This window comes from Brevundimonas sp. (genome assembly GCF_051860745.1).
Classification (GTDB): Bacteria; Pseudomonadota; Alphaproteobacteria; order Caulobacterales; family Caulobacteraceae; genus Brevundimonas.
Genome location: NZ_JBHYDN010000017.1, coordinates 24407 through 37777 on the forward strand (window position 1 = coordinate 24407; position 13371 = coordinate 37777).

Annotated in this window: 11 protein-coding genes and 1 pseudogene; 8 read left to right on the plus strand and 4 right to left on the minus strand. The window is 67.1% G+C overall.

The features are described 5' to 3' along the window. The first annotated feature begins 17 nt into the window (after positions 1 to 17). The 7 genes from cysG (at position 18) to ACTIEW_RS14270 (ending at position 7713) form a co-directional block, all read left to right on the plus strand. The gene (gene cysG / locus ACTIEW_RS14240) at positions 18 to 1379 is read left to right on the plus strand and encodes a siroheme synthase CysG (protein ID WP_439478563.1); all 1362 of its coding nucleotides are present in this window, start codon (positions 18 to 20) and stop codon (positions 1377 to 1379) included. After that, the gene (locus ACTIEW_RS14245; protein ID WP_439478564.1) at positions 1376 to 1645 is read left to right on the plus strand and encodes a DUF2849 domain-containing protein; all 270 of its coding nucleotides are present in this window, start codon (positions 1376 to 1378) and stop codon (positions 1643 to 1645) included. Before cysG ends, ACTIEW_RS14245 begins: the two co-directional genes overlap by 4 nt. Then, positions 1645 to 3312 carry a nitrite/sulfite reductase gene (locus ACTIEW_RS14250; protein ID WP_439478565.1) on the plus strand — a complete coding sequence of 556 codons (1668 nt, stop codon included), beginning with the start codon at positions 1645 to 1647 and terminating at the stop codon, positions 3310 to 3312. Before ACTIEW_RS14245 ends, ACTIEW_RS14250 begins: the two co-directional genes overlap by 1 nt. Beyond that, on the plus strand, positions 3299 to 4369 hold the full coding sequence (locus tag ACTIEW_RS14255) for a phosphoadenylyl-sulfate reductase (RefSeq protein WP_439478566.1): 1071 nt from the start codon (positions 3299 to 3301) through the stop codon (positions 4367 to 4369). The genes ACTIEW_RS14250 and ACTIEW_RS14255 overlap by 14 nt, the downstream gene beginning before the upstream one ends. Before the next feature lie 32 nt (positions 4370 to 4401). Further along, entirely contained in the window at positions 4402 to 5421 is a 1020-nt protein-coding gene (locus ACTIEW_RS14260) for a cysteine synthase A (protein WP_439478567.1), read from the plus strand. Further along, positions 5422 to 6198, plus strand: a complete 777-nt coding sequence (locus ACTIEW_RS14265; protein WP_439478568.1) for a sulfite exporter TauE/SafE family protein — start codon at positions 5422 to 5424, stop codon at positions 6196 to 6198. A gap of 747 nt (positions 6199 to 6945) precedes the next feature. Beyond that, the gene (locus ACTIEW_RS14270) at positions 6946 to 7713 is read left to right on the plus strand and encodes a prephenate dehydrogenase/arogenate dehydrogenase family protein (RefSeq protein ID WP_439478569.1); all 768 of its coding nucleotides are present in this window, start codon (positions 6946 to 6948) and stop codon (positions 7711 to 7713) included. A gap of 98 nt (positions 7714 to 7811) precedes the next feature. Here the strand turns inward: ACTIEW_RS14270 and ACTIEW_RS14275 are convergent. From ACTIEW_RS14275 to ACTIEW_RS14285, 3 genes and pseudogenes are all read right to left on the minus strand, one after another. Next, positions 7812 to 8511: pseudogene (locus ACTIEW_RS14275) on the minus strand (IS6 family transposase). 13 nt (positions 8512 to 8524) lie between these two features. Next, positions 8525 to 8836: a leucine zipper domain-containing protein gene (locus ACTIEW_RS14280; RefSeq protein WP_439478570.1), complete on the minus strand. Its 312-nt coding sequence runs from the start codon at positions 8834 to 8836 to the stop codon at positions 8525 to 8527. 84 nt (positions 8837 to 8920) lie between these two features. Beyond that, the gene (locus ACTIEW_RS14285) at positions 8921 to 10192 is read right to left on the minus strand and encodes a cation:proton antiporter (RefSeq protein WP_439478571.1); all 1272 of its coding nucleotides are present in this window, start codon (positions 10190 to 10192) and stop codon (positions 8921 to 8923) included. A gap of 227 nt (positions 10193 to 10419) precedes the next feature. On the opposite strand from ACTIEW_RS14285, the gene ACTIEW_RS14290 reads away from it, so the two are divergent. Beyond that, the gene (locus ACTIEW_RS14290; RefSeq protein ID WP_439478572.1) at positions 10420 to 11931 is read left to right on the plus strand and encodes a tryptophan halogenase family protein; all 1512 of its coding nucleotides are present in this window, start codon (positions 10420 to 10422) and stop codon (positions 11929 to 11931) included. A 79-nt stretch (positions 11932 to 12010) separates the two neighbouring features. Here ACTIEW_RS14290 and gluP read toward each other — a convergent pair whose 3' ends face one another. Next, complete coding sequence (gene gluP, locus ACTIEW_RS14295; protein ID WP_439478573.1) at positions 12011 to 13303, minus strand: glucose/galactose MFS transporter; 1293 nt, start codon at positions 13301 to 13303, stop codon at positions 12011 to 12013. Positions 13304 to 13371: the final 68 nt, after the last annotated feature.

The window sequence follows — 13371 nt, forward strand, 5'->3', positions numbered from 1 at the left end:
GCGCCGGGAGTGAGCCCATGCGCGTCTTTCTCGCCTCCATTCCCTTGCCGGGAACATCGGTCGTCGTGGTCGGCGCGGGCGACGCCGCCGCCGCCAAGGCGCGGCTGTTCGACGGGTCGGGTGCGACGCTGCGATGGTTCGCGGGTCCGGAGGTCGAGCCTGACGAGGCATGGATCGCGCGCTGGCCGACCGCCAAGGATCTGTCCGGCGCCAGACTGGTCTTTATCGCCGTCTCTGACCCCGGGAAGGCGACCGCCCTCGCCGGTCTGGCGCGGGCGTCCGGCGCCCAGGTCAATGTCGTCGACCAGCCCGGACTGAGCGATTTTCATACCCCCGCCCTGATCGACCGGGGCGGGGTGGTGATCGCGATCGCCACGGGGGGCGTAGCCCCGGTGCTGGCCCGCCAGGTTCGCGCGCGCGTCGAAGCCGCCCTGCCCCAAGGTCTGGATCGCCTCGCCCGCCTGGCCGAAGGCCTGCGCGAGACGGTCAGGGCGACCCTGCCCGACTTCACGGCGCGCCGCCGGTTCTGGGAGGCCGCCTTCCGCGGCGCGGCCCCGGACCTTGCGGTTGAAGGGCGAACGGCGGAGGCGCGCAGGGAGATGCTGCGCCTGCTGAATCGCCCTGATCGGGTGCAGGGCGTCGTGCATCTGGTTGGCGCCGGCCCGGGCGATCCTGAACTGCTGACGCTCAAGGCGCTACGCGCCCTGCAGGACGCCGACGTCGTCATCCATGACCGCCTGGCGCCGGCCGCCATTTTGGACCGCGCGCGCCGCGATGCGCGCCGGATCTACGTCGGCAAGCGGAGGGGCGAGCACTCCGTTCCGCAGGCCGAGATCGCGACCCTGATGATCGCCGAGGCCAGGGCCGGGCATCGCGTTGTGCGCCTGAAGGGCGGCGACCCGTTCGTGTTCGGCCGAGGGGGCGAGGAACTCGAGGCCATGCGGGCCGCCGGGATCGACGTCATCGCCGTTCCGGGTATCACCGCCGCCTTGGGATGCGCGGCGGCCGCAGGCGTTCCCCTGACCCATCGCGACCAGGCCCAGGCGGTCAGCTTCGTGACGGCAGAGACCCGGCCGGGCGGCGCCGGGCCCGATTGGGCCTCGCTCGCGGCGCCCAACCATACGCTGGCCGTCTACATGGGCGTGGCCGGCGCGGCGGCCGTCCAGGCGGGTCTGCTCGAGGCAGGCCGGGCGGCCGACACGCCGGTCGCGGTGATCGAGAACGGCTCGCGTCCCGACCAGCGTGTCGTGACCGGACAACTCGGCGGCCTGGCCCGGCTGGTGGCCCACGAGAGGGTGGTCAGCCCGGCCCTCCTGATCGTCGGCGAGGTGGCGGCCTGGGCCCAACCGCAGACGATGGCGCGCGAGGCGGCGGCATGAAGATCGTGACCGCCAACCGCCTCTCCGACGGCCGGGTGATCTACGCCGACCCGTCGGGAGACCCGGTCGAGGCTCTTGACCGGGCGGGCCGGTTCGATGGCGAGGCCGCCGACGCCGCCCTGTCGCTGGCGACCGGGAATCCTGCGACCTTCGTCAATCCCTACCTCGTCGAGGTCGACGACGGCCGCCCGTCCGGCCGGGACCGGTTCAAGGAGCTCATTCGCTCGCAAGGTCCCACGGTCGGCCATAGCCTGGGGCGCCCCTGATGTACCGGTACGATGAGTTCGATACGGCCGTGGTGCGCGAGCGGATCGAGGAGTTCCGGGACCAGGTCGCGCGCCGGGTCTCGGGAAGCCTGACCGAGGATGAGTTCAAACCCCTGCGTCTGATGAACGGCGTCTATCTGCAGCTGCACGCCTATATGCTGCGCGTCGCGGTGCCCTACGGGACTATGAACAGCCGCCAGCTGCGCCGCCTTGGCCATATCGCCCGCGTCTACGACAAGGGCTACGGGCATTTCACGACCCGGACCAACATCCAGTACAACTGGCCGGCGCTCAGCGACGTGCCCGCCATCCTGTCGGAGCTGGCTGAGGTCGAGATGCACGCCATCCAGACCTCCGGCAACTGCATCCGCAACGTGACCACCGACGTCTTCGCCGGCTGCGCGGACGATGAGATCGAGGACCCCCGGCCGTGGTGCGAGATTCTGCGCCAGTGGTCGACCATCCATCCGGAATTCTCCTTCCTGCCGCGCAAGTTCAAGATCGCGGTGATCGCGGCCCCGAAGGATCGGGCCGCCATGCGCACCCATGACGTCGGCCTCCAGATCGTTCGCGGCGAGAATGGCGGGACGGCCTTCCGGGTCTTCGCCGGGGGCGGCCAGGGGCGGACCCCCCACATCGCCCAGGAGATCGCGCCGGCGGTGCCGGAGCGGGATCTGCTGGCCTATCTCACCGCCATCCTGCGCAGCTGGAACCTGCTCGGGCGTCGCGACAACATTCACAAGGCCCGGATGAAGATCCTTGTGGCCTCGATCGGCATCGACGCCTTCCGCGAGGAGGTCGAGCGCCATTTCGCCACGTTGCGGCGCGAGGACCTGCGGGTCCCCGACGAGGAGGTCGCCCGGATCCGCGCCTATTTCGCGCCGCCGCCGTTCGCGGACCTGCCGAGGACGAGCGGGGCCTTCGACCGGGCCTCGCTGGCCGACCCGGACTTCGCCCGCTTCGCCCGTAACAACGTCCGCCGCCATCGCCAGCCGGGCTACGCCACGGTGATCATTTCGCTGAAGCCGGTCGGCGGCGTTCCGGGCGACATCACCGCCGACCAGATGAATCTGGTCGCGGACCTAGCCGAGCGCTTTTCCTTCGACGAGGTGCGCGCGGCCTATGAGCAGAACCTGGTCCTGCCCCACGTCCGGCTGGACGACACGCCCGAGATCTGGCGGCGGCTGGCCGAGGCCGGTCTGGCGACGCCGAACGCCGATCTGGTCACCGACATCATCGCCTGCCCCGGACTGGACTACTGCAGCCTGGCCAACGCCCGCTCCATCCCCGTCGCCCAGGCCCTGTCAGAGCGGCTTGGCGACCTCGACTATCAGGAACGGCTGGGCCCGATCCGGGTCAATATGAGCGGCTGCATCAACGCCTGCGGCCACCACCATGTCGGCCACATCGGGGTGCTGGGCGTCGATCGGAAGGGCGAGGAATACTACCAGATCACCGTCGGCGGTTCGGCGGACGAAACCGCCGCCCTCGGCGAGATCGTGGGTCGCAGCCTGGCTGCCGATGAGGTGGCGCCGGCGCTCGGTCGGGCGCTGGACCGTTATCTGGAGGTCCGGCGCGAGGGTGAAACCTTCCTGGAGGCCGTGCGCCGCCTCGGCGCCGATCCGTTCCGGGACGCGATTTATGGGACGGCCGATGCAGTGGCTTGAGAATGCTCCCGACGGCGCGCGGCTGCCCGTGGCGACCCCGCTGAAGGAGGTCGAGGCGGCCGCCCTGGACGCCGGGGTCCTGGTCCTGGAGTTCGACGCCTTCCGCGACGGGCGCGGGTTCTCACTGGCCGCGGTGCTGCGCGAGCGTGGCTATCGCGGACGGCTGATCGCGGACGGCCACCTGCTTCCCGACCAGGCCCGTCACCTGCGCCGCTCCGGCTTCGACGGCGTGGTCCTGGGCGCCGGGGCGGACCTCGCCGCCTGGCAGCGGATGGACGCGGCGTTCAGCGCGACCTATCAGCCGGTCGAGGACCGCGCGGTCCCGATCTGGCGGCGCCGCGGACTGGCCCGGACGCCCGGGGCGTTGGTCGAAAGACTGAACCTCCAGACCCGCGGCGCCGACGCCGAGAGCATTCTCCGCGCCGCGCTGGACCCCTCCCTCGGATTGAAGCCCGCGGTCCTCTCTTCGTTTGGCGCGGAGGCGGCGGTGTTGCTGTCGCTGGTCGCCCGGATCGACCCATCCACGCCGGTGGTCTTCCTCGAGACCGGCATGCATTTCCTGCAGACCCTGGCCTACCGGACGGCGCTGTCCGAGCGTCTGGGCCTCAGCGACATCCGGCTGGTCACGCCCGATGCCAGGGAGCGCGCCGAGGTCGATCCCCGCGACGACCTGTGGCGCACCGACGCCGACGCCTGCTGCGACCTTCGCAAGGTGAGGCCCCTCGATCGGGCCTTGGCCGGTATTGACGCTGTGATCACCGGCCGCAAACAGCGCCAGACCGCCGAACGCGCGAGCCTCCAGCCCTTCGAACGCTTCGAGGGCCGCATCAGGATAAACCCGCTGCACGACTGGTCGGCGGAACGGCTCCAGGCCTGGTACGACGCCGAGGACCTGCCGGGGCACCCTCTCGTCGCTCAAGGCTATCCCTCGATCGGCTGCTGGCCCTGTACGCAGGCGGTCGAAGGAGGCGAAGACGCTCGCTTCGGCCGCTGGTCCGGCGCCGCCAAGACCGAATGCGGTATACATCTGGGTCGCCGCGCGCTTGCTGTCGGCTGACTTCCACCGTCCTCCGTTCCCAGAGACATCCCTTGACGCTTCGACGTTCCGTCATCGACCTGATCGGTCAGACCCCGCTGCTCCGGCTGAACCGGCTGTCGGAGGCGACCGGATGCGAAATCCTGGGCAAGGCCGAGTTCCTCAATCCCGGCCAGTCGATCAAGGACCGCGCCGCCCTGTCCATCGTCCAGAGGGCGCGGGCGTCCGGCGAACTGCGCCCCGGCGGAACCATCGTCGAGGGCACCGCCGGAAACACCGGGATCGGCCTGAGCCTGGTGGGGGCGGCCCTGGGTCATCCGGCCGTCATCGTCATGCCGCGGACCCAGTCGGAAGAAAAGAAGCTGGCCTTGCGGGCGCTGGGGGCGCGGCTGGTCGAGGTCGACGCGGCCCCCTTCTCCAGCCCCGGCCATTTCGTCCATCATTCGGCCCGTCTGGCCCGCGAGCTCGACGCCGGGCTTCCGAACGGCGCCTTCTGGTCCAACCAGTTCGACAACCTCTCCAACCGCCTCTCCCACTACGAGGGAACGGGTCCGGAGATCTGGGAGCAGACGGACGGCCGCATCGACGGCTTCGTCAGCGTCGTCGGCTCCGGCGGCACCCTGTCGGGCGTCGGGAATTTTCTCAAGGAACGGAACCCGCGAATTCAGGTCGCCCTCGCCGACCCGGCCGGCGCCTCTCTCCACAGCTGGTTCACCCGCGGCGAGATGAAGTCCGAAGGCTCATCCGTCACCGAGGGCATCGGGGTGGCCCGGATCACCGGCAATCTCGGAGGCTTCACGCCCGACCATGCCTACCGCGTCGAGGACGCGGAATTCCTGCCGGTTCTCTTCGATCTGGTTCGGGAGGAAGGCCTGTCCCTAGGGGGATCGAGCGGCGTCAACCTGGTCGGCGCCGCGCGTCTCGCCCGCGAGCTGGGTCCCGGCAAGACCATCGTCACCCTGCTGTGCGATCCGGGGATCCGTTACGCCTCGCGGCTGTTCAACGTGGAGTATCTGTCGGCGCGCGGCCTGCCGACGCCGGACTGGCTGACACCCAATAGGGCGGTCGTCTGAATGCAGGATTTCCTGCTGTTCGCGACGGTCGGGTTCGCCGCCCAGATCGTCGACGGAGCGCTGGGCATGGCCTTCGGCGTCATCTCTTCCACCCTGCTCCTTAGCTTGGGCACGCCGCCGTTGGTCGTTTCAGCCAGCATCCATACCGCGAAGATGTTTACCGGGACGGCGTCAACCCTTTCCCACTTTGCAGAGAGAAATGTCCGCTGGTCCCTGTTCTGGCCGCTCGCCGTTGGCGGCGTGGTTGGCGGGGTCGTTGGCGGCGTTTTCCTGACCTCGGTAGACGGCGCCCTGATCAAGCCTTGGGTGCTCGGTTGGCTGGCCCTGATGGGGCTCACCATCCTCGTCCGATCCGCCCGGGAAATTCGGCTTCGCCACGTGGCCGCCAGAGCCGCTCTCCCGCTTGGGCTGGTGGGCGGCTTTCTCGATGCCTTGAGCGGTGGAGGTTGGGGCCCGACCGTGACGACCGCTCTGGTGATCGTGGGCGAGCCCCCGCGTCAAGCCGTGGGGTCGGGGAATGCAGCGGAGGCGTTTGTCGCGGTGGCCGTTTCAACCACCTTCATCGTGGCCTTGCTGGCAGGGCACGGGCGAGATCTTGAGGACCTGAGACAATATGGAACAGCCATTTTGGGCCTGATAACGGGCGGGGTCATCGCCGCGCCGTTGGCCGCCCGCGTCGCTCGCATCCTGCCTGCTAAGCCCTTCGCCGGACTAATTGGCGTTCTGATCCTGCTGTTGGCGGTCATCCAACTGGTGAGGCCTCTGTTCGACTTCTGACTGTGCGGCCGGGCGTTGGCAATGTACCCTTCAAACAACCGTCGTGGATCGCAAGCTTTCTCGGGGCCGCAAAAAGCGTTGTGGAGTGGTTCCCAATATTTGACACACATCCGGACTGGCGGAGGGAGAGGCTCTTTGATGCCGAGGCGACCTGTGTCTGACTAAAGCGCGCGGACCCGTCGGTCCCCGTTTGGTTAGCTAAGAACCTTACGGCCTGTGCTCATCGCCGGGCTGCGCGCTTCGCGAGTGCAGGGTACTGTCAGTGGACCGACCCTCGGATGGCTCTCGCTGAAATTGGCCACCGCGATCGACTGCAGACCTTTAGTGACGGTCTCCGTCACCAGCGCTTGCATCGTCTCGGGGGTGCGGTCGCCTGACAATGTAGCCCGAAACGCGTGTCGCTAGTCAGACATTCCGAAGCGCCGTCATGAGTCAAACACGGACGCGGAATTATCGGCGCCGGGGTCGCTCCGGCCTACGGGCCATATCGGCGCGGCGCGCGCCATCGAGCCGGCGCGTAATCTCGTCCCGCTGCGTCTCGACGGTCGCCCCGCCATCCACTAGGGCGCCCCAGCCGAGGGCCGACCTGAAGGGTTCACGCTCTTCCACGGCGATATCCGTCGCGGCCGCCTGTATTACGCGCCGCTGTCATGGCGGCGGGTTTGCTTTCGTCGTTTAATCACTGCCCGGCCAGCGGATAAGTTCCGGAAGGACGGCTCCGGCGTCGCAGCTTGCAGAGGTCAGTCCATGCCAAACGGCAACGATACCAAGCCTGGCTCAAACGTCGGCATCATAGGCTTCGGCGCCTTTGGGCAGCTCATCGCACGCCACATTCGCCCGCACTTTCGGCTGTGTGCGTACGATCCAGCCCCTGGTCTCCAGCTGATAGCCGAAGGTCATGGTGTTGCGCTCACCAGCCTTGAGAGGGCAGCGAGCTGCCCGGTGGTCGTGCTCGCCACGCCCGTCGGACGCCTGCAGGCGATCGTCAACGCCGTAGCTCCACACATCCAGCCCGGGTCGCTCGTACTCGACGTGGGATCGGTGAAGCTGGCCCCCGCCGACATCATGAAGCGCGGGCTTCCCGAGCATGCCCAGATCGTGGCTACGCACCCGCTGTTTGGCCCGCAGAGCGCGCGCGACGGCATCGCAGGCCTGAAGATCGCCGTGTGTCCGGTCCGGGGTCGCGGCCACTACCGTCTGGCCTCGTTCCTCCGGCATCAACTCGGGTTGAACGTCATCATGACCACGCCTGAGGACCATGATCGCGAAGCGGCGACTGTCCAGGGGCTCACCCATCTCATCGCCAAGGTATTGGTGCAGATGGAGCCGTTGCCGAAGCGCATGACCACGAAGAGCTTTGATCTGCTGCTCGAGGCCGTGAACCTGGTTCGCCACGATGCGCCGGAGGTTTTTGAGGCGATCGAGAGCGCGAATCCCTACGCGGCCGGCGTCCGCAGACGATTTTTCGAACTGGCGTCAGCGCTGAATGCCGAGCTCGCGGATGACTCCGAATAGGTCCGCTTCTCTCCAGACCCCGTCGTTTCGTGATGGGTGGATGTGGTACTGACAAGTTAAGTCGTTTGGCCCGCAAAGCGCCCCTCCCCTTCCCCCATTCAGGCAGCTTGGGTTGCCGCCGCCCAGGCGTTGTCAGCCAGACCTCGCAGGGAGCGGAGGCCGGCTCGGGACATCAGATGGGGCTGGAGATTGAACGCGTTGCAGATCGGACCGTGGCTGGAGAGGAAACGCTGGGCTGAGCCCTGGGATTTGAACTTCTGCTGTTTGCGTTCTCGTCGTCGGATCACGAGGTGCGAGTTCTCGGCGCGATTGTTCTCCCGCATTCCGCCGGGGCGGTGACGGGCCTGGAGTTTCAGCACCTTCATCGCCGCCCGGTATGAGGCCAGCTTATCGGTGACGATGGCCTCCGGATGGATCCCGCTGTTGCGCAAGAGGCGGCGCGGCAGCTTCAGCTCCGCCTGCTTGTTCCGGCGCTTCTGGACCAGAACGTCGAACACCTCGCCCTCGTCATCGACAGCGCGCCACAGATACATTCGCCGGCCACCGATCTTCACGACGACCTCATCGAGGCGCCAACGGCCGGTAGGGCGTGAACTCGCCCGGCGCAGGTTGGCGGCAATCAGAGGGCCGAACTTGATCACCCAGCACCGGATCGCCTCACGGCTGACCTCGATCCCGCGTTCGGCCCATCAACTCCTCGACGTCACGAATGCTGAGCGTGAACCGGAAATACCAGCGCACCGCCTGCACGATCACGGCCGCCGGAAAGCGGTGACGCTTGAAACTGATCGGATCCATCCCGCCTCCTGGCCTATCGGCCAAACCGGAGACCTTTAGCGTTAGACTGCCAGCACCGGCCGGTGAACCGCTGCCAGCGCAGGGTGATGATCCGCTCCTGGACCTCGGGCGGGGTCGGGGCTCGCAGTCGGTGAGGACGCGACGAACGATCCGCCAGACCCGCCGCGCCTTCGGCTCTGAACCGGTTCACCCACTTGCCGACGGTCTTGGGGTCGACGCCAAAGGCCGCCGCCACGACCTTGCGCGGCTGGCCCTGATCCAGCACCCGCCGCACCAGCTCGGCTCGACTATGCGCCGTCAGCCGGGCATTCTCATGCACGTTCATTCGGTCCTCCAGGGGAGTCTCTGAAGTCTGCAACTCCAGCTTCCCCGGCCCGGACCGGATGGACAACCTATTGAGAGCTCACATCTAGCCGGACTTGTCGACCATGCCGGCGAGTCTGCGCAGCTGGGGTGTGACGACCGGGATGCTCAGCATCGTCGAACCGACCGCCATCAGCAGCAGGGCGGTGAAAGTGGCGCTGGTAATGATCTGCTTGTCCAGCAGGATGTTGGCGAAGATGATCATGATCAGGGCCTTGGTCTGGAGCAGCCAGCCGATGATGGACGCCTCGCCCTTCTCCCACCCGAGAATCCGGCCGGCCAGCTGGACGCCGGCCAGCTTTCCCGCCACCGAGGCGACCAGCAGCAGCGCCGCCGCCCCGAACACCATGACGCCGCCGACGTCCCATTGGGTGCGCAGCCCGGTCGACAGAAAGAACACCGGCATGATCGCCAGCAAGATGTGGTCCCGGAACCGGTCCATCTGCGTGCGGTCGAACCAGTCAGAATCGAGCACCGCCCCCGACAGGAAGGCGCCGACCATGAAGTGAAGCCCGGCCCAGTCAGCTGCGAAGCCGCAGCCGGCCAGCCAGATCAGGCCGACGTACCAGCGATCCCGCTCGGGCAGGCGCCGCATCAGGGCGCGGATCGCGAAGGCGGCAAGGGCGAAGGCGACGAGGAAGCCGCCCTGCCTGCCGATGCGGTCCCAGTCCAGCAGGATCAGGGCCAGCAAGCCCCAGATCGCCAGGTCGTCGAGGCTGGCGTAGCGCAAAATCCGCTGGCCCAGCGGCTGGCGCAGGATGGCCAGTTTCTCCAGGAACAGGACGAGAATGGGCAGGGCCGTCACCGCGCAGGCCATGCCGATGCCGAGCACCACCTGCCAACGCGTACCTTCGGCGCCGATCCAGCCGTCGAAATTCAGCATGACCATCGCCGCCAGGCTGCCAAACGCCAGCGGCATGGCCAGCGCAAGTCCCGCCGTGACGCCGGTCTCACCCCGCTTTTGCCAGGCCTGCTTCAAGTCCAGCTCGATCCCGGCGACCCAGACGAAGATCATTACGGCCCACCAGGCGATGCCGTTCAGCGCTCCGATGACCTGGGGGTTGAAGACGAAGGTGTAATAGTCCGGAAACGCCGCACCGAGCACGCCCGGACCCAGCAGGATGCCGGCGATGATCTGCACGACCACCAGCGGCGCGTAATATTCCGTACGGAACACCCGCCACACCAGATAGGGCAAGGTGAAGATGATCAGCATAGCGATCAGGAATATCTCGGTCGTGTTCATGCCGACATGCATGGTGGCCGCCCCCTGATGCGCGCGACACGCTCCGCAATCGCCCCGGATCAGGCTAGCCATGGGACCGCCGACTGCCTAGCGCCGATGGTCTCGTGGCCGATGAATTCGTGTGACGGAGGCCGGAAGGCTGTCCGGCCGGGTGTGCAACGGCCGACGTCGACTGAAGCGGCGCGCCGTGCGATCCGATGACCGCTGAATTCATCACCCCACCGACCCCATTTCGGCTTGAGCCGCGGCGGCCGACCCCTATTCTGGCCTTGGCCGTAGAGGGCGGCCCGGAGACTCGCTTGACCGAATCTGTTCGCACCATCCTGATCGTGGGAGGCGGAACCGCCGGCTGGATGGCCGCCGCCGCCTTGCAACGCACCCTGGGCCCACACGCCAAGATCTCGCTCGTCGAATCCGACGACATCGGCATCGTCGGCGTCGGCGAGGCGACCGTTCCGCCCATTCGCGACTTCAACGCCATGATCGGTCTCGATGAGGCCGAGTTCATGCGCGAGACCAAGGCCACGCTGAAGGTCGCCATCGTCTTCAAGGACTGGGGACATATCGGCAACCGCTACGTCCATCCGTTCGGCACGTTCGGCCGGGGACCGACGCTGGCCGAGTTCCAGCAGACCTGGTTCGCGCTGAAGGCTCGGGGCCTCGCCGGTGACCTGAGCGACTATTCCGTCTGCTCACGCGCCGCCGACGCCGGCAAGGTGGGCGATCGGGATCCCGATCCACGCTCGCCGAAGAACAGCCTGTTCAGCGCCTATCATTTCGACGCCGGACTCTATGCCAAATATCTCCGCAAGGTCTGCGAAGGCCGCGGCGTTGAGCGCATCGAGGGCAAGATCGTCGACGTTATTCAGCGGGCGGACGACGGGTTCGTCACCGGGGTTACTCTCGAAGGCGGGCGGGTGCTGGAAGCCGACCTGTTCATCGACTGCACGGGATTCCGCGCGCTTCTGATCGAGGGAGCTTTGAAGGCAGGATATGAAGACTGGTCCCACTGGCTGCCGGTTAACCGCGCCATGGCCGTCCCCTGCGCCAGCGTCAGCCCGCTTACGCCCTACACCCTGTCGACGGCCCGCGACGCCGGCTGGCAGTGGCGCATCGCCCTGCAACACCGGACGGGGAACGGCTATGTCTATTGCTCGGATCATCTGTCCGACGATGCGGCGCGCGAGACCCTGCTGGCCAATCTGGACGGCGAGCCCTTGGCCGAGCCACGCCCGCTACGTTTCGTCACCGGCCGGCGCAAGAGATACTGGGACCGGAATGTCGTCAGCCTGGGCCTCTCAAGCGGCTTCATCGAACCGCTGGAATCGACCAGCATCCATCTGGTCCAGGCGGGCATCTATCGCCTGCTGCAGCATTTCCCGGACATGGATTTCAGCCCGGTCAATATCGACGGCTACAACCGGCGCCTGGGTCGCGAGGTCGAACTGATCCGCGACTTCGTCATCCTGCACTATCATGCGACCCAGAGGGACGACACGGCGTTCTGGCGGCAGGTCGCGGCCATGCCGATCCCCGACAGCCTGGCCGAGCGTGTGGAGGCGTTCCGCGATCGGGCGTTGCTTTACCAGGTCGGCGCCGACGAATATTTCAGTCAGGGCTCCTGGCTGGCGGTGATGTACGGTCAGGGCATTACGCCGCGCGGTCCCAATCCCTTGTATGATTATCAGGACGCCGAAAGAAATGCGGCGGGCCTGCGCCAGTTGTCAGACATCCTCGCTAGCACGGTCGCGGCCCTGCCGGAACATGAGGCCTATCTGAAGGCCAACCGGATGTGGTCAGGGGCCGACTGATCCTTCAGGCCCGGCCCCTCTCCAATCGCGTCAGGGCCGCCGAAGGAAGGTCGGCGGCCCTGCGGATTTGTCGTCTGGCTTAGTGTGGGCCGGGGGTTCCTGTGACGGCGGCCTGCTGGACCTTGGCGCGCGAGGCGGCCAGGGCGAACCCGACCAGCAGCAGGTAGCCGATGAGCGGCACATAGAAGACCGGGTTCAGCGTCGCAGCCCGGTCCGCGATCTGGCCCGCGATCGGCGGCAGGACGGCGCCGCCGATGATGCCGAAGACCAGCAGGCCCGAGGTCGCCGGGATCGGGGCGGTCGACCGTTCCAGGGTCAGGGTGAAGATGGTCGGAAACATGATCGAGTTGAAGAAGCCGATGGCGATGGCGGCATAGGCGGCGGTCGTCCCGCTGGTCTGGGTGACCACCAGGCACAGGATGGCGGCCACGGCGGTGTTGACGAGCAGAATGGTTGTGGCGGGAATCCTCGTCAGCATTAGCAGGCCGCCGACGAGCCGGCCGACCATGGCCCCGCCCCAATACCAGGCCACCATACTTCCCGCCGCAGCCAGCGGGATGTTGAGGATCTCGGGGCTGTGCAGGAAGTTAGTCAGCAGGTCGCCGATGGTCACCTCCGAGCCGACGTACAGGAAGATGGCCAGGGCCCCGAACACGGCCCACGGCGACTTCAGCGCCACCAGCGGGGACATGCGGTCCTCGGCGGTCGGCGCGGGGGCTGCGGCATTGATCGTCTTGCGGGCGGTGAAGATGAAGCCGGCCACAACCGCGAAGAACAGGCCCACGGCGAGGAAGGCGAGATCGATACTGCGAAGCGATTCGGCCCGCGACACCGGATCAGTGATGATGGCGTCGGCGGCGAAGACGCCTCCTGTCAGCAGGATCGGCGCGGCGATCAGCGGTCCCAGAGTGGTGCCCAGAGAGTTGAAGAACTGCGAGAAATTGAGGCGTGCGTGGGAGCTCTTGCGCGCCCCCAGCGCCGCCACCAACGGATTGGCGCCGACCTGCAACAGGGTCACCCCCGAGGCGATCACGAACAGGGCGATCAGCACGCCGGGATAGAAGTCAGCCAAGGTGGCGATCGGCACGATCAGACAGCCCGCCACCATGGTCACCAGTGCCACGATGATCGCCCGGCTGTAGCCCAGCCGACCGAGGAGGGCCGCCGCCGGGATCGAGGCGATGCCATAGGCGATGAACCAGGCGAAGGTCGTCAGCGTCGCCTCGGTATAGCTTAGCTCGAACACCCGCCGCACCGCAGCGATCAGCGGCCCGATCAACGAGGTCACGAAGCCCCAGGCGAAGAACAGGGTGGTCACATAGGCGAAGGCCAAGCCCGTGCCCTTCGGTTTCGCCTGCTGGATGTCGGCCATATCTCTCCCCCGGAATCGGCCGCGTCGTCCGCGCGCGGCCATTGTGAGCATTCGTTCCATCCGTGAAC